The sequence below is a fragment of the Sphingomonas sp. genome (assembly GCF_003248515.1).
In the GTDB taxonomy this organism is placed as follows: Bacteria; Pseudomonadota; Alphaproteobacteria; order Sphingomonadales; family Sphingomonadaceae; genus Sphingomonas_I.
Window position 1 is genome coordinate 1 of sequence record NZ_QFOB01000014.1, and the last position, 19,697, is coordinate 19,697.

Sequence of the window (19,697 nt, forward strand, 5' to 3'; positions counted from 1 at the left end):
CCGATGCTGCCAGGCGGGTTGTGCAACACCGCCCCGAGGGGCACCATACCAACCCCGGACTCCAGTTATGACTGGTAGAGCTTTGGGGAGCACGTCACCGCCGCCAAACACGAGCTTGATCGGCCGGACGGTCAAGCCGTTCAGGCTGCCTGAGAGATATCCTTCCGCTGTGACAAGCCTATTAAAGTAATTTCCTACCGCACTATAAGTCAGTTCATCATCTTCGAATTCACGCTCATCATATTTGGAGTTACTCTGTCCGTAGGTTCCGGATAGATTGAAGTCCCAATCGGGAGCGAGACTGACGCGAAGCGACGGAGTGATGGAGTAGGATGTGACATCCGGCCGTTGCTCATATTTCAGACCATAATCGGTTAGCTGGTTTATGAAGGATGTGCGCCGGCTGTAGGTTCCATCGATATGCATCTCGACGCTGGCTCCAAGGGCTTGACGTAAGCCGACGACCACGCTGTCCTGATGAGTCTGCGGATAGAGCGAGCTCTCGCTGGGCATTTCGGACGCGTAGGAGCGATCACGGGCGTAAATTCCGCTGTTGGTTTTCCGTTCATATGCGGCAGTCAAACTACCGGAGACCCAGCGTTTCCCAACCACTGCGCTATACTGCTGAAGGAAATCGCCCCCATCGGTGGCACCGCCAAGAGTCGCTGCCAGAGAGGCGCCGTCATAGTCCTGTTTCAGGATGATATTGACCACGCCACCGACCGCATCAGACCCGTAAACAGCGGATGCCCCGTCGGCGACGATTTCCATTCGATCTACGGCGGCTAAAGGTATCGCCCCTAAATCGACGGCTTGAACGAAGGAACCGTAGGACAGGCGGTGACCGTTGAGCAATGTCAGTGTAGCATCGCCGCCCAACCCGCGAAGATTGGCGGTAGAACTCGAATCCAGATTTTGATTGGTGACGCCGCTAGCACCCCAGCCTACGCCAGGGTTCTGGCCGCCACCAAAGTTTTGCGAAACGGAGCGAATTGCTTCTCCAAGATCGGTTTGACCGGCCAACCGAATTTGATCGGATCGTAACACTGTTGTCGGCGAGGCGGTTTCACCGCCTTCAACTCGTGTACCCGTCACGACAATCTCGGCGCTCTCGCTATTGGCCGCGGCGCCTCCGGCGACCGCTTCCCCCGACGTCGCTGCCGGTGCTGCCGGATCAGCGACAAGCGTGATCGTCCGCCCATCGCTCGACGACACGCGCAATCCGGTTCCACGCAGAAGCCGCTGCAAGGCGGCTTCCACGGACATATTGCCCCTGACCGCCCGCGTCGTTTTTCCGCGTGCCGCGCCTTCACTGACGAGGATCTGGATATCGGCCTGCCGTGCCAGTTCCGGAATGCCGGTACTGGCCGCCTGCTCCGGCACGTTGAACGATTTGGTTTGCGCCAGCGCGGGCGCGGCCATGACGATGGCATAAACAGCAGCCGTGGACGCGAGGATCGTCCGTATTTCCCGATATCGCATTCATACCCCCATCTGCGCCCTATTTTGGGCTCTCAAGAGGTGACGATGAAGGGCAAACCGCTTTCCGTTGCAGTTGCGAGAAATTTTTGCGTCAGTTTCGCGAAAGAATGATCCGGTCACCCTCGAACGTGACACGCGCACTTAGAATTCCCGCTGCCGCACGCGCGAACGCATCGGGTTCGTTAGTCCGAAATCGGCCAATCATCTTCTCCTGCGCCAGTGCCGAATCTGCGATCTCGACTTTGACGGCGTTGTACCGGTTGAACTCCGCTGCCGCTTCACCGAGTGTATCGCCATCGAAGATGAGCTGGCCGTTCCGCCAGGACAGCGATCGGTCGATGGCGACGCTGGCTTCCACGGCAGGCGCCGGCCCGGCGGTATCGCTGACGAAGGTGCGCGCACCGGCCGATACGCGGCGAACATTGCCCTCATCGCCGACACTCCAGACCTCGACGACACCTTCGGTCACCTGCACATCGGCACCATCGCCCGCGCGACGTACCGAAAAGGCCGTGCCGACCGCCTTCACACGGATGTCGCCCGCCTCGACGATGAATGGTCGCGCGCGATCATGCGCGACCTGAAACCATGCCTCGCCCTGCCGGAGAGAGATCTGCCGGACTTCGGGCCGCAACGTCACGGCAAGCTGCGTCTGGGTATTCACTGCGGCAAGCGATCCATCCCTGAGCGGCACGCGCCGGATCTCGCCGACGGCGGTTTCGATCCGCTCGGTCGGCTGCGGCCAGAACCCGATCCCGATCGCGGCCAGCGCTGCCGATGCGGCTACCGCACCGCCGCCCCACAGCATGCGCCGCCGTGACAGCCAGGCGTTTCGGTCGACTTCGACCTCCGCCTCCTCCGACTGCCCGCCCCGAAAGGCGCTGGCACGATCCAGCATCGTCCATGCGACCTGCGCACGATAATAGGCGCCGCGCCGACGCTCATCGCCGGCGAGCCAGGCATCAAGTTCGGCCTGCGTCTCAGGATCGCCCCCCGAGCGGTCGACGCGCGCGACCCACTCGATCGCCCGGTCATGAATCGCCTGAGGTGTCTCGTACTCGCTCATCTTGTCCAATCGTCATCAGTGCAGCCTCGGCTGCGTCCTCCCCCTCGGCCAGTGCCTTGAGGATCAGTTTCAATCCCTTCACCACGTCGTTCTCGACTGTGTGTTCAGGCAAGCCCATCGCTTCGGCCACCGCGCGCTGCGGCAAACCCTCGATCTTGCGAAGTTCGAAAATCGTCCGGCACCGCTCAGGCAATCCCTCGATCAACCGGCGCACCAGCGCCAGTTCCCGGCGACCCGCCGTCACGCGTTCGGGCGACGGGTCGTCTCCTATGATGTTCAGGTTCTCGATTTCCGTAACGGTCTCGAGGCTCACCACCCGGCTGCGGCGGATGCGCTCCAGCACCAGCATGCGCGCGGTGGTGAACAGATAGGCGCGACCGCTGCGGATATGCCCCACATCGTCGAGCGCAGAGATGCGGCAATAGGCCTCCTGAATGATATCTTCGAGATCGTCGGGGTCGAGGGTACGACGAAGCCAGGCGCGGACATGCACCTCATGCGGCAGGATTTCGCGTCCCACCCATGCCATGATCCGCTGCCGATTAGCGTCCACCCGATGGTCGCCCCTTTTGCCTCCATTCAGCACCACGATGCGTGGCCGCGATCCTTCCGTAGAAGATGCGAAAAAATTCTTCCGCGATCCTATCAGAAGGACGGCGCCGACGCCCGTGGGAATGGCATCAGGAGATGCCGGGGCCGCCACGGCCACGCCCGAACGTCCAGTTGACGCCATCGCCGCGCGATAGGCCCGATACGGATTTGCCGATCTGCTGCTCCAGTGCCGGCCGCCACGGAACCAGCGTGAACTCGCGGGATCGTTCGACCAGCGCATGGCGCCCGCTCAGCAGATCGACCCGCCGTCGCAGCGTTCCCTCGATCCGGTCTCCGCTTTTCGTTTCCGTGAAGGCCAGTCCCAGTTCCTCCGAGAGCTGGCCCGCCACGCGCAGCAATTCTCGGCGCTGGAGCGTCGCCAGCGCATTGGCGCGCAGCCGCACGCCGTCGCCCTCAGGATCGGCCAGCCCCTGTTCTACGAGCCATTGTCGCCGGAGGGTTTCCGCTTGCCGAACATCGCGTCCGAACCCGGCATCCCGAGCGGGCGGCGCATCCTCTCGGGCCAGGCGATGGTCGAGCCAGGTCGCCGCAGCGGCGGTCGCCAGCAGGCCGGGTGGCGATACCGAGACAATCTCCACGGCCACCGGCCGATCGCGCGCAACGCGCGCCTCATAAGCCGCAGCCCGATCCAGATGATCGGGCGCGATCGTCCAGCGCCCGTCGGGCTGGCGGTCGACGCCGCCCGTCCGACGCCTGATCGCTTCGAGACGCCGCACATGGCTCTGCGCGAACGCCTCGCTTGCATGGGGATCATGGCGCAGATGCAGATCGACCGAATAATGGCCGCCATTGGCTGCGGCGATCTCGGCGACCGTGCGGTCGACATCCCGGATACCGTTGCGTTCGGGGGCGATCCGAACGATGGCATCCTGGGAGATCGGCTCGACCATGTCGCCGCGACCGATATCGACATAATGGCTGCGCCCGTCGATGCCGTCGACCAGAAGATAGTGGCGATCGCGCAATTCGTCCGCGAGACCGCGCCCGATCACGCGCCCGATGATGGGTGCGGTTTCCGGCGCGGCGGGGTCAAAGATGCGCTGCTCCACGCCCTCCCGGTTCCGCGTGCTCATCTCGCGTTGCAGGGTGCGGATGATGTCACCGCGCTCACCGAGCGCGCGCAGCCGCTGTTCGAGATCGTCGGCGAGCTGCCAGCGCCCACCGCCGACCGGCTCCGCGAGCCCCAATTGTTCGAGCTTGCGCAACCGACCCGTCCGCAGCGCCTGCTGGAAGGGATCGCGCATCGATTGTCCGAGCGAGCGGTCGACAGCCATCTCGCGGACCATGCGCCGGTCGATCGCCGTCAATCGTTCGGCACCGATATCGTGGCGCAGCCGTTCTTCGATTTCGAGCGTCGTGCGCGGTCCCAGATCGACGGACAGGATCTCCTGCGCGCGGGCACGCAAGCCATGGCTCACATATTCGCGGGCGATGAGCAGATTGTCGCCGTGCTCGTCGAGGCCGCGCACGACGATATGGCTATGGGGATGGCCGGTGTCATGATGATCGACCGCCACCCAGTCGAGGCGGGTGCTGAGATCCTGCTCCATCTGGGCCATCAGCCGGCGGACAAAGGGTTTCAGATCGGGATATTGATCGCCATCCTCGGCAGATACGATGAACCGGAACTGGCGCTCGTCACCCGATGACCGATCCAGAAAAGCGTTCCGATCGACCTGATCTTCTCCCGCCGAATAGAGCCGGCCTTCACTGCCGTCCCGCGCGACACCGCCGCGTTCGAGATAGCGCAGATGAACGCGCACGGCGGAGAAGCCGTTTCCCGCGATACGCACATAGCTCATCTTCACGACGGCGCGGCGACCGCGAAACCCGGCATGGCGGTCACCTCCCGAGAGGACGCGGCCGATGCTCGCCCCACGTCCGATCCGGCTGCCGTCGAACCGCCTGGAGCGGGCGCCCTTGCGGACGCCGGCGCGGGCGGCGCCTGCTACGACGCGGCCAAGATATTTCCGGCCTTTGCCACGGCCGCGCGCGCCGGGCTTGCCGACCTTGGGCGTGAAGTCGTCATCGTCGCTCATGCAGAGCGGCTCCGATGACGGACGCAAGATGCGCCAAATGGGCAGGCCGAAAGGCGGCCTCCGGTCAGCGAGGCGGAGCCTCGCAAGAAAAGGATGTGCAGACAGAGGCTTAGCGATGCCCCGGAGGCATTGCCTTTATCTTGCAAACCCTCCCTTCCCCCATATCCGCACTGAAAACGCCCGAAAAAAGGAGAGCCGACGCCCGATCGACGCCGCCTCTCCGCAAGCGAATGCCGCTGTTCAGCGCGCATCCGCCAGTGCCTTTCGCGCAGATTTCCGGCTGCGAAACGCCCGCCGCCCGAGCATTCCGTGCGGCCTGCCATTGCTATCGACGATCATCTGCGCGACGAACCAGGCGCCGTTCAACGTGCCGCAGATCGCGATCCGATCCAGTTCGTCCTCCTCGTCATCGATGCTCTCATAAGCACCCAGCCAGCGCTCCTCTTCCCGTGCATCCCAGTGGAAATCACAGGCCTCCGCTGCCAGAAACTGCTGCGCCAGAGCTTCGTCCGCATTCCGACCGAACTCCAGTTCGAGGCCTGCGGTCAGCACTGCCATCACGCGGTCCGAACCGGTGCCGATGCTCTCCATCATGCCCATGATCTCACTCCTTCGCTTGACGTCCTCAGCATCGAGGACAGCGATCCGACGACGGGCGGCGGTGTGGCTGTCAGGGCCGCGAGGCATCGCCCCGCGCCGCGCAGCGGACGCGGGGGGAACCGATTTGCGCAGCAAATTGGGGGGCACCCGCGGGCCTTGATAGCCGCGCTGCCGCCCGTCATGCTGGGACGAACCGAGACGAGCCCTTCCCACGCTCGCCATCAGGGCACCGCTTTTCGGACCGCGAACAAGGCGTCTTGTACGGTCCCTGCATCGCCCGATCGGGGTGGCACACTGAGATCACGCCGCAGGACGAAGAGCAACTGGCGCGGCGCAGTCGCCGGCGCTACCGGGATCGACGGCAAGCTTCCGGTGACACCCGCAAGATAGGCGATGGTTTCGCTGGGCAATCGCGCCTTGCCGGACAGGTAGGCGGCATAGCGACCCGGTCCGGCATTATAAGCAGCGAACATCCCAGGATAACCGAAGCGATCATACATCAGCCGCAGATAGGCCGTGCCTGCCATGATATTAGCGCGCGGATCGTCGGGATCGGGGCCGAGACGAAAGGCGTCGCGCATCGCGGCCCAGGTCGCGGGCATGAGCTGCATGAGACCGATCGCGCCGGCACGGCTGCGGATCGGGCGGCCGTCGAGCTCGACGCGACCGCCGCTTTCGGCCCGGATCACGCGGATGATCCAGGCCTCGGGGATGGCGAAACGAGCCGCCGCTTCCGCGACGATCGGCTGCCATCGTGCCACGCGATCGCTGACGATTTCGGCGTGGGCCGGGATCGGCGCAGCGACGATCGCAAGTGCGACGATCCGGCCTATCGATCGGCGGCGCCATGGTCCACGCCCTTTATTCATGGCGCGAACCATCAGAAGTCGCCCAGATCAGATGTGCCCGACCGATGATGTCGGTGCGGCGCGTGATGCCGAAATAGCGACCGTCGAAGGAAGCCGACGTTCCCGGCATCAGCAGGAAATAGTCGCCATCACGCAGATGAAGACAGCCGCTCCACCGCGGCATCGTCCGTCCGTGACCATCGACCGCGAGCCGGTCGGCGACAGAACGATCATTGATGAAGATCGCGGTCCCAGAGGCACAGATCGTATCGCCCGGCACGCCCGTCACGCGCTTCACCAGTGGCACATTGGCAGGGATGTAATGCCGCTCCGCCGCCAACGTGCGCATCGTTTCGGGCACGCGCGCGATCACCAGATCGCCGGGCGCCGGTAACGTTCCGGGCGTTACACTATAGAGGCCGGTAGGCGCGCTGGCGGTGACGTTCCACACCAGACGCGGCAACGGCGGCGCCACGATGGACGAGGCGACCAGGCCAGCAAGCCCGGCGATCATTGCCGCGCGCCGGACGAGCCGGCGGCGCCGCGCTCGCGACTGACGCAAGGCATCACCCCATGTGCGGAGCACAAAATCCTCGCGCCGGATCATGGCTGCACCTCCCGTGCCAGGGCATCGGCCCGGTCCCGTGACCAGGCCTCGAGATCGTCGATATGGTAGAGCACCATGCGCGCGTGGCGGCGTGGGATCGGGCCGATGCCTTTGCCCCGCATCCGTTGCAGCGTGCGCCGCGACAATTTGAGGAAATAGGCGGCTTGGTCGGTATTGAGATAGGGGCTGCCGCGCCTCGCGCGCGCGGCCCGTGCCGTGTCGTCATCATCCATATGCTGATCCCATGGCGGCGTGGGTGCCGCCTGTGACGCGGGGTGATGCCGATACGGCGCTTCGTTGCAGAGGCTCGAAGATCGCTCCATGCGAAATCGAGCCTCATGGCCGTTGCCCCCGCGCCATCGGCGCGGGGGCAGCCGTCTCCTAGCGGGACCAGATCAGCTTATGCTCGCCATCGTCGCCCTGCGTCAGCGTCGCGTAGATGGGGGCAGGAAAAGACGGATCGTCGAGCTTGATGCTGAGATATTCGGCTCCGGTCTCCCGCGCCGCCTTGGTCCAGGCGGCGCCGAACTCGACCCCGGCCGCGCTGACCCGATGATCGGGCGCCTTGTCATGTTCGCGTTCGACGGGGCGGATGCTCGCCTTGACCCGGAGCGTCAGGGTGCGGATTTCGCCGGTGTAGATGCCGTTGTCGCCGCGCGTGAATGAACCGATCTGTGCCATGATAACCTCCTTGTATCGCGCCCACGAACCGTTCGTAGGCGATAGGCAGACCGGAGGAATGGCGGGAGCCGCCGCGTGAACCCGAAGGGCCGCAGCGATCAGCGCAGGGCCGGAGCGGCGGGCTGATTTGCAGGCGGAGCCGGCCGCGAGGAGCGCCGCGAAGCGGTGCGGGGAAATCAGTTTGTCCGCGATGGTTTCACGCGGCGGCGGCCATTCCAGGTCGATGCCTCACAGCCGTCGATCGGTCGCGGCGATGCACCGGAGCCATGCGCGATCATGTCGTCTCTACCGGCTCCGCCACGGTATCCACACCCAGCGCCGTGATCCTGACATCGAATGCCTGGCCGAAGGCGATCACCGAATAGATGGCGTCGAGCCAGGTGCCGCGCGCGCGGGGATAGGCGTCGGCGATCCCGCCGCCAAGGATGGCCTGGCGGGCGGCCTGCCAGAGGCGATAGCTGCCGCGCTCGCCGTCCAGTGCTTCCCGGATCGATGCGTCGAGCGCTTTCATCTGGCGGGTGAACGGCAAGGCATCCTGCTCGATACCGCGACGGATAATCGCGTCGAACGGCGAGCTTTCGAGCGGCTGCGGCTCGCTGTGACCGATGCCGTGATGGCCCGCCTCACGGTAGGAAAAGCGGTGATGCCCGGTTAAATTTGCGACATCGGCGATGTTGCTATGCGCGACGATCGTGCCGTCGCGCCCGTGGGCGAAGAGGTCGGTATTGCTCCAGAACGCCGGCGACGCATAGACGACGGCCGCCCTGCCGTGCGCCGCGTTCGCGATTTTTTCGAGCAGATGCTGCTGCCGGTGATCGGTCGTATAGCGATAATAAGCGGCACCCCAACTCGGCCATTCGGCCGCGTTCGAGCGCGCCATCCGCTCCGGGCGCTTATACTGGACGAACAGGTTGAGATTGAACGGCGGCAGCCGGTCGTTCAGTTCATCGCCGAAACTGTCGATCTCGGATGCCGATATACCTATGAATCGACGCCAGCGTGCGACGCGGACATAGGGAAACAGCCCCGTCATCCCGATGAAGGGAATGAAGAAGGCGCCATCGAATCCGAGCAGTCCCTCATCGGTCTGGTCGGGCGCAAAGCTGATGTTGGTGAGACGGCCCAGTTCGGTCTGGAAATAGCTCTCGTAGGTCTTTTCCTTGAACTTCACCCACATTCAGACATCCCCCCTTCCTCTGGATATCTGAGGGTAGACCACAAACCGACATCCGCCAGCCAAAGAAATGCCGCGCGCCGACGCCGGAACGGCGGAGGCGCGCGGCGAGATTTTTTCCAGCCTAGCGGATCGGGACCGATCGCCAGACGATGCGGTACAGGGTGATCCGGCATGGTCGATCGAGCCGCGCCGCTTTCGCCCGCGCATGGGCGAAAGACCGATAGGTGCCATAATGCGGCCAGATCGTCCCCTGTCGCGCGACGCTGGGATATTGTTGTTCGAACATATAGCTCGGACGGTCATGAGCCATGACGTCCTCCATCAAAGGCAAGGGGATGGCGACGGATCGCCATCCCCTTGGGGCTCACGCAGCCGCGCGCTGCGGCTCGGCCTGCGCTTCGGGCGATGGCGCGGGCAGGGCCAGCACCTTGCCCGGATCGGCGGGATCGGGATCGTCAGGAACCCGCGCCGCCGCGACCGTCGCCGCCGTCTCCACCGTGCCGACGCCGCCGCGTGTCGTATAGGCAGCGGGCGGGAACGTCATCCAGCGCGGCACCCAGTCTTCGACTTTCCTGCGCCTATCCTTGCCGTCGAGATGGTCACGCACGATGCGTTTGAGGGTCTTGGCCTTCTCTCCGGCATTAGCGCTGGCGACTGTCGGCCCCGCCACCTCGGCGACGATGCAGGTCAGCACCTCGCGGTCGCGGACCAGTTCGAAAAAGGCGTCGTCGGCCTGCCACCAGCGCGCCATATCGACACCGATCTCCTGGCCGACCGCTTCGACGGCGGCGCTGCCGCTGGCAAGCGTCTCGCCCATGACGATGCCGATCACGTCCATCACCGCCCGGTCGGGAAGGTCGAGCAGGCGCAGGAACACGCCCACCAATCCAAACGCATCGCCATTGCCGCCGGTGACGGTCGGCTCCTCAGATGAGAAGCCGAGAACGCCAAGAACGACGCGGCGCTTCGCGTCGAAATCGACCTCGCCCCGACATGTCTCGACGCTCTCGCGGGTGGCATCGTTGCGGCTGGTCTGCGGTTCTGGCTTCACACTCCACAGATGCGAACCGACGATGGCATGGGCGACCATCAGTCGCAGCGCGACCTTGGGATGGCCGGTCAAGGCCGCGCGCACGGCGGCATGGCGATGCAGGTCGAGATAGGTCTGGCAAGTGCCGCTCACCTCGGGCCGGGGCGGCTTATGGCCCGTGCCTATGGCCTCGCCCTTCTCGATGCGGCGCGCTTCCTTGCGCGTCACATAGCCTTCGTGGAAGGTCACCTCGCCACTGGACCGCACATCGATATAGACGCGCCCGCCCTTGCGCTTGGGAGCCGTCTCATATTCCCATGTCGAGAAATGTTCGCCGGGCGGCACGATCAGGGCATCGGACCATCCCGCCTCAATATAGGCGTCGCGCTTCGCCTCGATCGCGGCGTTCTGCGCGGTCCAGAAGGCATCGATATCGCTGAAATAGCGATCTTCGCCGAATAGGTCGGCGACGATGCCCTTCATGCCCTCGGTGTCGAACAGGGCATGTCTGACCGGGATCGACTGCCCGCCGAACAACCATGCCTTCAACTGGTGCCCGGTCGGGACATAGGCGTCCGCTTCCTCGTAGAGTGCCAGCCACGCCCGCTGCTGCGCCTTGCTCGCCATGGTCAGATGGCGGACGGTGGCGGCGTCGATCTTTTCATGGCGATAGAGATCGCGAATGCGCGGCATGAGGTTGCCGAGCGCCAGCACGCGGCGCACCATCATATCTGGCAAGCCGAAGGTCGCGGCGATATCGCCGACATCACGGCCTCCTTTGACCAGCCGCGTGAAGGTTTCCCACTGGGTCACCTCGTCGGGATCGAGCCGTGCGACATTCTCGATCAATGATGCCTCGATGGCGTCGGCATCGTCGCCATCGGACAATATGGCGCAGGGCATCGGATCCACCTCTTGCCCCTCGGCGCGGCGTTCGTCGGCGACGATGCTCGCCGCATGGAAGCGCCGCGCGCCCGCGACGATCTCATAGGCATCAGGTGCGCAATTGGGCCGGACCAGCACGGGCACGATGACGCCGCGCTTGCGGACGGTCGGCAGGATATCGGCCACATCCGGGGCCTTCTTCGCATAACGCATATTGGCCTTGCTGACCGACAGCTTGCCAAGCTCGATGAATTGGAGTTCCATCACACACGCTCCTTGTGAGCGCCGGTCCGTTCTTCTTGACGGTTGGGCGGACCGGCTTTCATCTGGCGGGGAAACGCCCGCCCTCGTCATCCACCCATCGATGGAAGCTCATTGGCTGCGGCGCGGCGCAGCAGGGTCTCGGCCCAGAGGATCGACCCGGCACGGCGTGCCCACTCCGCCCAGACCGAAATCCGGTGGGTGGTCGCAAAGCCGGTGTCGCGCTCGATGCCGAGGCGATAGGGAAGCCGAATGCCCGCCAGTTCGGACAGGCTGAAACAGCCGAGTTCAGGCGTGCCGAACCCAAGATCGGCAAGGCCGAACAGAGTGTCGCCATCCTCGTCAAGCTCGGTCGCCAGCCACGTCGCCGCGCCCACGGGATTGAAGAATTTGACCACGGGCAGCGGGTCGAACGAGCCATGCGTCTCGTTCCAAGATTCGGCCTGTCCACCATCCCCGGCAGCACGGTGGCGGCGATCGTTCGCGCGCAAGGCGGTGCGAAGCTCCGGGGAGAGTAGGATCATGCCGCGATCCTTTCGTCCGCATCCCGCTTCTCGCGGTGTCGGGACAGCAGCCAGTCGGCGGCCTTCGTCGCGGCGCAGGCGGCGCGGAAGATGGCGCGATTATCCTCGCGCAGAACCTCCAACCATGAGGCGATATAGTCGGCATGGCGCACGGTCGGCACGATGCCGAGCTCGGCGCACAGGAAGGCCGATCCCATTTCGGCGATCAGTTCCTCCCGTGCATAATCCTTCGATCCGAAGGCGTTCACCAGATTACGGTTCAGGCGCGACGGGTGGCCGCTGGCGTGACAGAGTTCGTGCAGAGCCGTCCGGTAGAAATTGATCTGGTCGTAAAAGGCCGGTTGCGGCGGCACCTGCACATAATCGGCGGACGGGACATAATAGGCCTTGTCGCCGCCGATACGGAAATCGACGCCCGATGCGGCGATCACCTGTTCGGCAACCGGAACGATCTCGCGGTCGGGCAGCGGTTCGGGATCGGGCGCGAGGCCGGGGTGCAAACCTTCACATTGCGCGAGGTTGAACACGGTGAAGCGTTTGAGAAAGGGAACGCTGCGCGCATCCTCGCCCGCCTCCTTGGCGCGGGCTTTCTCGCCTTCGGGCGTGAAGCGGTCGGCATAGACCACGGTGACGCCGCGCTCGCCCTTGCGGACACAGCCCCCGGCATCGAGGGCTTGGCGAAAGGTAAGCCAGCCCTGCGAGGGATAGCCGTATTCGAACAGTGCGCCCCACAGAAGCAGTACATTGACGCCGGAGTAATGGCGTCCGGTCACCGCGTTGCGCGGCAGGCCGGGAGTCGAGGCTCCGACCTTGCCCCATGGCTGCACCCACGGGATGCGCCCGCCTTCCAGTTCGGCAATGATCTTCGCGGTCACCTCGTCATAGAGACTGGCGCGGGACGCGGCGGATTGATCCCCGGCCTCTCGCCGCGCACGATGGTTGGTCTTCTGGCGCATGGCTCACCTCCTGAACCGCCCCAAAACCAGCATGGCCTCCCCCGGAAGCGGGGGTGGGCGGCGAGATGCGACCGGAAAGGCCCGTGCAAGCGGACGGCGGCACCGAAGGGCGCAATGCAATGGAGCACCCCAAGCGCAGCGCAGGGGTTGCCGCAGGCCGCGACGGGTCTAGCAGGGAGCGCCGCCCACTCCCGCGCCACCGGGAGAGGCCACAGACAACGCCGCCGCGCAGAGAGGCGCGGCGACCATTGGCCGGGCATCCGCGCGGCCTTGCGCCATGCGATCGTTACCGAAGGCGGAGACCCGTCAGGGGCTCAGCAGAGCGCCGGTCCGGCGCGGCGTAGAGCGCGGTCATGCGGATGTCCGCATGAGGCGTCTTTCGATTTTCCGGTGCGACGTGCATTCGCCTTGACTTGGGGCAACCAGCACAGCGACTTATTCAACCATGCCGTCTCTACGCCCCAATCTCGTCAAAAGAATCGACCGGCTGCCGAAGCCGACGTCGGTCGCTGCCGCCATGCAACCGTTGTTTGAAGCCATCAGCAACGCCATTCATTCGGTCCAGGCCAAGTTTGGTGACACGGTCGCCACCCAAGGCCGGGTGGTCGTCACCGTGAACACCAGTCGGCGCAAAGAGAATGTCTGGGCGACGGTGGAAGATAATGGTGTCGGCCTCGACGATCGAAACTGGGAGGCCTTCACCACCACGGATACCGACAACAAGATTACGATAGGTGGCAAGGGCGTCGGGCGCTTGCTCTGGCTCGATTGCTTCCAGTCCATCCGCGTATCGACCGTGTTCGTTCGCAAGGATGAGGCGATCCGCAGGGAATTCCATTTCCAGCTCTCCAACGACGATCAAATCACCGACTATTCGGAACGATCTGATCCGGACGCCGGCGGTTCTTCCTTCCACGTGCGGTTCGATGGCTTGCGCGACAATGGTTATCTTGGCCGGTTCCCCGGTCGCGACAGCTTCGTGTTCCAGCACCTGACGTCCCACTTCCTCCCGACTTTCATTGGCGGCCGGTGCCCGGCCATCATGGTCCATGTCGGCGACGAAGCGCGTCACTATCCCGAAGACATCGATCGCATCGTCCACCGCAAGGAGACCGCGATTACGCTGCAGACGGAAGACTATGGAACGCTCTTCCTGACGTTGATGGAATGCGACAAGGTCGCCAGCGCCGATCTCAAAGGCTCGCACTTCGTGCATTTCATCGCGCATGACCGCACCGTTCATTCGCGCAGTATCGACGGGAAACTCGGCCTCAAATATTTCGGTGCGGATGGAGATCGTGTGTTTCATGCGATCCTGACGGGCGAATATCTGGACGCGAACGTCAATCAGGAACGCACGGCGTTCATGTTCGAAGATGTTATTCTCGATCGCATCATCAATGATGTGTGCTTTTCGCAAATTGAGCGATTCCTGGCCGAGCCTCTGGCGGAACTGAGCGGGCAACAGCGGGAGATCATCGACGAGATTACGCAATCCTATCCATCGGTCGCATTCGGCGACACCGACGAACTCCAGGCTAAAATCCCCTCGGGCGAACTGAACGACGACGCTATCTATGGACATCTTTCCCGAGAGCGCTTTCGTCGGGACCAACGTCAGGCCGAGAAGATCCGTGCGGTGCTGACACGGCTGAAGGACGGCACGGCAAGCGCGTCCTCCTTCACGGATGCGGTGACCGAAGCCGGGAAGGCGATCGAGGAGGCTGAACAACGCAGTCTTGCGGAATATATCATCCGGCGAAAGGTCGTCCTCGATTTCATCGAAATCCTTTTGCAGAAGGTCCGGGATGATGCGCGCGACAGTGCTTATCAGCGAGAGGATGTGCTGCACTCGTTCATCTGTCCGCTTCGAGTGAACACCCTTACGGACGGAACGAAAAAGGTGGATCCCGCCAGTTCGCATGATCTGTGGATCGTCGATGAGCGGCTGACGTTCGCGCAATATTTCAGTTCGGATGCCGAGTTCAGTACCCTGTCCGCCGCAACTGACAGCGACGAGCGTCCCGACGTCCTGATCTTCGATTATGTCCACGGGCTTCGGCAGGTCGAGGAACCGTCAAAGGTCCTGCTCATCGAATTCAAGCGACCGGGTCGAACCAGCTATTCCAGTGACGAGAACCCGCACCAGCAAGTCGAGCGCTATGTCCGACGGCTCCAGTCCGGAACGATGACCGATGTTAAAGGCCGGCCGATCAAGCTCGATGATCGCACGGTATTCTATTGTTTTATCGTCGCCGATATTGTCGGCAAACTGGATGAGTGGACCTACACTTGGCAACGCACAGCGGATGGACGCGGGCGTGTCTATCAACCGCGCGACGGATTCCGTGGCTCGATCGAACTGATCGGCTGGGACGCGCTGCTGGATGACGCCCGGGGCCGAAACCAGGCATTTTTCGATCGGGCAGGCATCAGCGGAAAAAGCTACTTCAGCGCCGATTAGTCGCCTCTGCTAGCGGTTCGGCCGGCGGTGACGATTCCACACGCATCGGAATCGGGAGTGCCACATCAGTTTTGCGCCCCTCCGGTTTCCGGGGAGGCGCTGCCCGATCCTGCTGCTCGGTGAGAGCCGCGCCGGGAACCCCCGCGACAGGACGAGAAGGCTGCAAGAGCGAAACCACGGCGGCAAGCGCCAACAGGATCGCAATCAGAAGATAGAAGATGTCGATTTTTCGGCTCGAATGAACGCGGATCCTACCGATTTTTATGGGGCTGGCGTCGCCGATAGCTTTGGTCAGGCGAATTGCCGGATAGCGTTCCGCCAAGGCATCTTCAGCGATCATGCCCTGCCGGACGGCTCCGATGAGCAAACGATGATACCAGAACCGATCCATGCCATAGAATGCGAGCCAGCAGAGGGTTCCGCCAGCCAGGACCAATGATGTCAGAGAAATCTGCGCGCAACCAAGCGCAACATGCATATTCTCTTTCATCGTGAAGCCCGCGGCTGCCAGAAAAGCAGCGAGCACAGTGACAGCGACATTACGAACGCGCATTTCCAGTTCGTTGAAGTGCTTCTGCACATCGATAATCGTTTTCCAGATCTCGATCTGGATATCGTCGCTGGCGCTCATACCGGAACCCCTTCGAAGGCTGTAAATTCGACGATATCCAGCAAGTCGGCAAATCCGTTCAGCCGGTAGGTTGGCAACACATGATCCTTGCCGATCAGCAATCGTTCGCGCTCGACATCATCATCTGACCAATGCGACACCTGACGGAGCAAGGCATAAGCCTCACGATGTTGCGCAGCGCCATAAAGGGCTTGCGCGTCGAGCACACCCGCCCGCTGTGCCATCCAGATATCCTTGTGCGCGCTGTCGCCGACATAAATGGCCTGATCGTGCCGCACCCCCAGGTCGCGCAGGATCGATGACAGGATATCCGGATTTGGCTTCAATTCGCCGGGTGGCGTGAAGCGATGCTGGGTTCGTTCAAGCTCATAATGTGCCGCCTCGTGGAAGCGAATATCCTCCCGCGACATTCCATCCGGCAAATCATGGTCTCCCGGCGAGTAGAGATAATCGACCAAATGATCGAGGCCCAGTTTTCGAAAGCGATATTGGGAATAATAGGCCAGTGATTCCGTATAGCAGACGATGAGGGTTCCTCGCTGCCGTAACGCTTTGAGCGTCTGCTCGACGCCTGGATAGAATTCGAGGGCTTGTTGGCGTGCCGTCCTATAGGCTTCGATCGCGGGTGCGTAGAAATCCAGAACCGGCGTGTCACCGGCAGCCGGGCGCAAGGCTTCTACCTCTCCGATGAGAAACGCATATTCCGACGTTCCGGCACGTTGATGCACGGCACGGATCTCGGGCAGCAATGTGGCTTCATCCAAACCACTGAGGCGCAGCAATTCCTCGAGCATGGACGAGAAGGCCGCGTGCCAGATCTGCACCCAATCGAACAAGGTATTGTCGACATCGCTGATCAACACGGATCGAACGGGTTTGCCTTGAACCACCATCACGGCTTCCCGGGCAGCGATGTCAAAAGCCATTGCGACCGCCCAGCTTCGCCCCGTTCATCCATCATCCCTACGAGCTGATCGGGTTCCGACATGAACCATGCGCAGGTTCCCCAAGCGAGTTGCGCGACCGTCTTCTTGAATCCCTGGCCCTCGCGATCGTCATAGGCGGTCAGAAACGCCACTTGCTCATCGGGAAAACCGGCAGCGCGTGTCAGTTCGAGCAGCGCGCCACGCCGGCGCTCGGTGACCGCCCCGTCCGTTGCTACAACTTCGACGAACAGCAATTTGGCATGGCCATCGCCCAGATCGGCAAGGATCAGGTCGGGAAGATTCTTGTCGGCTTCGATCTTGAGGCCGATGGCGGCGGCGATGCGGTCATCGCGCAACACAACCTTGTTGCCGCTTTCGCTGAGCCAGAGCACGGCTGGCTGCGTGAGAAACGCCTTGGCAAACACCTCGACGACAGCTTTCGCGATAATCGAACTCGGTCCCGGCGCGAGTTGACGCGTTTCGCCGCTGGGAAAGGTGACCAGCGGCCCGTTCGCGCCCGCAGCCGCGCCTGCGAGCAGGATCGATACGCGCGCCAGCGCACTCTTGCTGAGATAGCCGGCCTGAAACGCCGCGATCGCCTCGTCGAGCGCCGGGCCTTCCAGCGCCGGATCGAACAGGCCTGCAAAATCCGCGACCAGCGCATAGCGCGGCAGGCCCGAGGTGGTCGGCAGATCCTCACGCCGCGTGACCGCCCCGATCGCGACCAGCCCATCACGCAGGGTTTCATCGCGGATCGGCTCGCGCGTATTGTCGGCATACCAGCGACGGCCATCGACGATTCCGCCCTTACGGCTGAGCACGGCGCTCGCATAATCGAGGCGCATCTCGTTGAGCGCCACCTCCGATCGCTCTTGCGTCATGCGATAGACATGGACCGGACCAAAATATTGGCCCGATCCCTCTAAGGCGCCGATATAAAGCGCGGTGAAGATCGTGCGCGCGGCCAACTCACGAATGCAGTAACCGCGGTTCGGCGTGCCTTCCGGGAAAATCAGCGGCAGTCGGGCCGCTACTGTCGCAACGGGCACATAGGGCGGGAGCGACCGGCTCATGCGGTCATCCCATAGAGGGCGGCGCATGCCTGATCGAGCGCCTCGCGATCAGCGCCCGTGCCGACCAGCTTCGCAAGCGGCGCGAGCGCAGCCGGTGCGGGAAGCGGGAGTGCTTCGAGTTCGAAAGCGGAAACGGCGACGCTCCCGCTGATGCAGCGAAACAATTGGTCGACAATGGCGCTGTTGAGCAGCGCGGCGAGAACGGCCGGAGGCACCTTGGGTTTGCCCACCGGTAGGATCATGTTGAGGTGGTTCTCCACCACGACCCCACCATGCTCGGCGACGAATGCCCCCGGAAGCTCGGCTGCGATAATACGCCGCCGCTGTTCCTTCGCGGTCGTGCGCTGAACCAGCACCGCCGCCTGCGTGACCAGCATCCAGTCATCGCCCGGCTTGAGCGCAAAATATGGGCTGTGATTTTTCTTTTCCGCGCGGAACCGGAAAAGACCGTCGGTGCAGACCGCTTCCGACCAGATCAGCGGACGCGCGGCCTTGGAGGGCCTGTCCTTCAATTGGGGTTTGTACCGGTTCCAGACAAGCGGTCCGGTCGAGACGCGATACCCAAGATCGCCCAAACGGTCGGACAAAGCCTCTGCCCGAGCGATCAACGCACTATGCTCTGCCTGCCGCGGCGCCAGCCACGGCCCCTCCGGCTTCTGGGGCAAGGTGACCATGCCATTGCGGACGATGCGGGTTTCGGTGGCGCTGTCGACATGGATATAATGGATCTGCGCGCGGCGCGATCTCCTACCCTTGCGGTAGACCGCCAGCATTGTCTCCTGCTGCACATCCTCGAACACCCCTCGACGGGCATGAACGAAATCGATCGCCGCAGGCGGGGCGTGTCGCGCGATGAGGCCGCGCAGCGCACTGAAATACTGGCCGGACAAGACGCTGGTCGGCGTCAGAAAGGCGATAAGGCCGCCCGCCTTGGTCCACCGCAAGGCGATGTCGGTGAAGATGCCATAGAGATTGGCATGACCGTACAGGCTACGCGCAAAGCGCCGCCGCAGTTCGGGCGACAGCGTGATCCGGCCATAAGGTGGATTGCCGACGACAAGGTCATAGTCGGCGCGAGGTTTCGCCGTGAGGCTGTCGCCCTGCACGACAATGGACGGTACGGGCCTATGCGCGGCTTTGGCTAGGTCCGCGAGCACGATCTCCACGGCGCGCTGCCCGATCCGCGCGGCTTGGGGATCAAGTTCGATGCCTTTCAGCCGCGTGGCGAGCTGGGCAAGAGCGAATTCGGGGGCGCAGTCCGGAAGAGCGGCGCGCATACGCAGCGCCGCATCCACCAGAAACGCCGAACCGCCTGCGGCCGGATCGAGGATGCGCGCCGTCGCCCAGTCCAGTCCGGCTTCTTCGGCCTGATCGAGAAGGCGCGCAGCCAGCGCCGGTGGCGTGTAGAATGCCCCAAGACGGCTTCTGGTCTCACCGGGCAGCAGGCCACTGTACAGGCTCGTCAACCAGTGCAGTGCTTCGAGCAGCGGCAGCGCCGCCGCCGCAAGTCCCGCCGACCAGGCTAGTTGCGCCTCAGGTTGCGGGAGATCGCCATGATGACCGGTATCGGCGTCCGGCGCCTCTTCGAAAACCTGCATGGCTTCGAGCACGAATGCCATCACGGCTTCGTCCCGGCCGTCCTCGTCGAGCGTCTCAGACCAGGCGCGTGCCATATGGCGAATGGCTGCGCACCGTGCGCGGGCGTCTTGGACCGATAGCTGTTCTGTCTCAGCTGTTTGCCCCGGATTGATGTGTACGCTCATGTCCCGCCTAACAGCCCCCTGATCGACATTTGTTCCATATATGTTCTAATTGCGCGGGTCCAGCCCATCGAT

19 protein-coding genes are annotated in these 19,697 nt (G+C 63.2%); 1 reads left to right on the plus strand and 18 read right to left on the minus strand.

The window, feature by feature from the left end:
• From DI605_RS18085 to DI605_RS18150, 14 genes are all read right to left on the minus strand, one after another.
• Window positions 1-1,482 (minus strand): TonB-dependent receptor (locus DI605_RS18085; RefSeq protein ID WP_293976648.1); only part of this gene is annotated, 1,482 nt, incomplete at its 3' end.
• A 91-nt stretch (window positions 1,483-1,573) separates the two neighbouring features.
• A complete protein-coding gene (locus DI605_RS18090) occupies window positions 1,574-2,548 on the minus strand; it encodes a FecR domain-containing protein (RefSeq protein WP_293976649.1) in 975 nt (324 codons plus the stop codon).
• Window positions 2,514-3,257: a sigma-70 family RNA polymerase sigma factor gene (locus DI605_RS18095; RefSeq protein WP_293976650.1), complete on the minus strand. Its 744-nt coding sequence runs from the start codon at window positions 3,255-3,257 to the stop codon at window positions 2,514-2,516. Before DI605_RS18095 ends, DI605_RS18090 begins: the two co-directional genes overlap by 35 nt.
• The gene (rlxS, locus tag DI605_RS18100; RefSeq protein ID WP_293976651.1) at window positions 3,229-5,199 is read right to left on the minus strand and encodes a relaxase/mobilization nuclease RlxS; all 1,971 of its coding nucleotides are present in this window, start codon (window positions 5,197-5,199) and stop codon (window positions 3,229-3,231) included. Before rlxS ends, DI605_RS18095 begins: the two co-directional genes overlap by 29 nt.
• Window positions 5,200-5,439: 240 nt before the next feature.
• Window positions 5,440-6,021 carry a hypothetical protein gene (locus DI605_RS18105; protein WP_293976652.1) on the minus strand — a complete coding sequence of 194 codons (582 nt, stop codon included), beginning with the start codon at window positions 6,019-6,021 and terminating at the stop codon, window positions 5,440-5,442.
• Complete coding sequence (locus DI605_RS18110) at window positions 6,021-6,668, minus strand: lytic transglycosylase domain-containing protein (RefSeq protein ID WP_293976653.1); 648 nt, start codon at window positions 6,666-6,668, stop codon at window positions 6,021-6,023. The genes DI605_RS18105 and DI605_RS18110 overlap by 1 nt, the downstream gene beginning before the upstream one ends.
• Window positions 6,661-7,254: a S26 family signal peptidase gene (locus DI605_RS18115; protein ID WP_293976654.1), complete on the minus strand. Its 594-nt coding sequence runs from the start codon at window positions 7,252-7,254 to the stop codon at window positions 6,661-6,663. The genes DI605_RS18110 and DI605_RS18115 overlap by 8 nt, the downstream gene beginning before the upstream one ends.
• The gene (locus tag DI605_RS18120) at window positions 7,251-7,487 is read right to left on the minus strand and encodes a helix-turn-helix domain-containing protein (RefSeq protein ID WP_293976655.1); all 237 of its coding nucleotides are present in this window, start codon (window positions 7,485-7,487) and stop codon (window positions 7,251-7,253) included. The genes DI605_RS18115 and DI605_RS18120 overlap by 4 nt, the downstream gene beginning before the upstream one ends.
• A 148-nt stretch (window positions 7,488-7,635) precedes the next feature.
• Window positions 7,636-7,935: a DUF736 domain-containing protein gene (locus tag DI605_RS18125; protein WP_293976656.1), complete on the minus strand. Its 300-nt coding sequence runs from the start codon at window positions 7,933-7,935 to the stop codon at window positions 7,636-7,638.
• 274 nt (window positions 7,936-8,209) lie between these two features.
• Window positions 8,210-9,112: a hypothetical protein gene (locus DI605_RS18130; RefSeq protein WP_293976657.1), complete on the minus strand. Its 903-nt coding sequence runs from the start codon at window positions 9,110-9,112 to the stop codon at window positions 8,210-8,212.
• Between the two features lie 121 nt (window positions 9,113-9,233).
• Entirely contained in the window at window positions 9,234-9,422 is a 189-nt protein-coding gene (locus tag DI605_RS18135; protein WP_293976658.1) for a hypothetical protein, read from the minus strand.
• A gap of 54 nt (window positions 9,423-9,476) precedes the next feature.
• Window positions 9,477-11,291, minus strand: coding sequence for a ParB N-terminal domain-containing protein (locus DI605_RS18140; protein ID WP_293976659.1), 1,815 nt, complete (start codon window positions 11,289-11,291; stop codon window positions 9,477-9,479).
• Window positions 11,292-11,377: 86 nt separating this feature from the next.
• Entirely contained in the window at window positions 11,378-11,812 is a 435-nt protein-coding gene (locus DI605_RS18145; RefSeq protein WP_293976660.1) for a DUF2958 domain-containing protein, read from the minus strand.
• Window positions 11,809-12,768 carry a zincin-like metallopeptidase domain-containing protein gene (locus DI605_RS18150; protein WP_293976661.1) on the minus strand — a complete coding sequence of 320 codons (960 nt, stop codon included), beginning with the start codon at window positions 12,766-12,768 and terminating at the stop codon, window positions 11,809-11,811. The genes DI605_RS18145 and DI605_RS18150 overlap by 4 nt, the downstream gene beginning before the upstream one ends.
• Window positions 12,769-13,213: 445 nt before the next feature.
• Between DI605_RS18150 and DI605_RS18155 the strand changes: the two genes are divergently transcribed.
• Window positions 13,214-15,232, plus strand: coding sequence for an ATP-binding protein (locus DI605_RS18155; protein WP_293976662.1), 2,019 nt, complete (start codon window positions 13,214-13,216; stop codon window positions 15,230-15,232).
• Here the strand turns inward: DI605_RS18155 and DI605_RS18160 are convergent.
• The 4 genes from DI605_RS18160 to DI605_RS18175 are packed head-to-tail and all read right to left on the minus strand — an operon-like array spanning window position 15,219 to window position 19,625.
• Window positions 15,219-15,863, minus strand: a complete 645-nt coding sequence (locus DI605_RS18160) for a hypothetical protein (protein ID WP_293976663.1) — start codon at window positions 15,861-15,863, stop codon at window positions 15,219-15,221. The two genes, DI605_RS18155 and DI605_RS18160, sit on opposite strands and share 14 nt — an antisense overlap.
• Window positions 15,860-16,789 (minus strand): HAD family hydrolase, encoded by a 930-nt coding sequence (locus DI605_RS18165; RefSeq protein ID WP_293976664.1) that lies wholly within the window; start codon window positions 16,787-16,789, stop codon window positions 15,860-15,862. The genes DI605_RS18160 and DI605_RS18165 overlap by 4 nt, the downstream gene beginning before the upstream one ends.
• Window positions 16,756-17,862, minus strand: a complete 1,107-nt coding sequence (locus DI605_RS18170) for a BsuBI/PstI family type II restriction endonuclease (RefSeq protein WP_293976665.1) — start codon at window positions 17,860-17,862, stop codon at window positions 16,756-16,758. Before DI605_RS18170 ends, DI605_RS18165 begins: the two co-directional genes overlap by 34 nt.
• Window positions 17,859-19,625 (minus strand): N-6 DNA methylase, encoded by a 1,767-nt coding sequence (locus DI605_RS18175; protein ID WP_293976666.1) that lies wholly within the window; start codon window positions 19,623-19,625, stop codon window positions 17,859-17,861. The genes DI605_RS18170 and DI605_RS18175 overlap by 4 nt, the downstream gene beginning before the upstream one ends.
• Window positions 19,626-19,697: the final 72 nt, after the last annotated feature.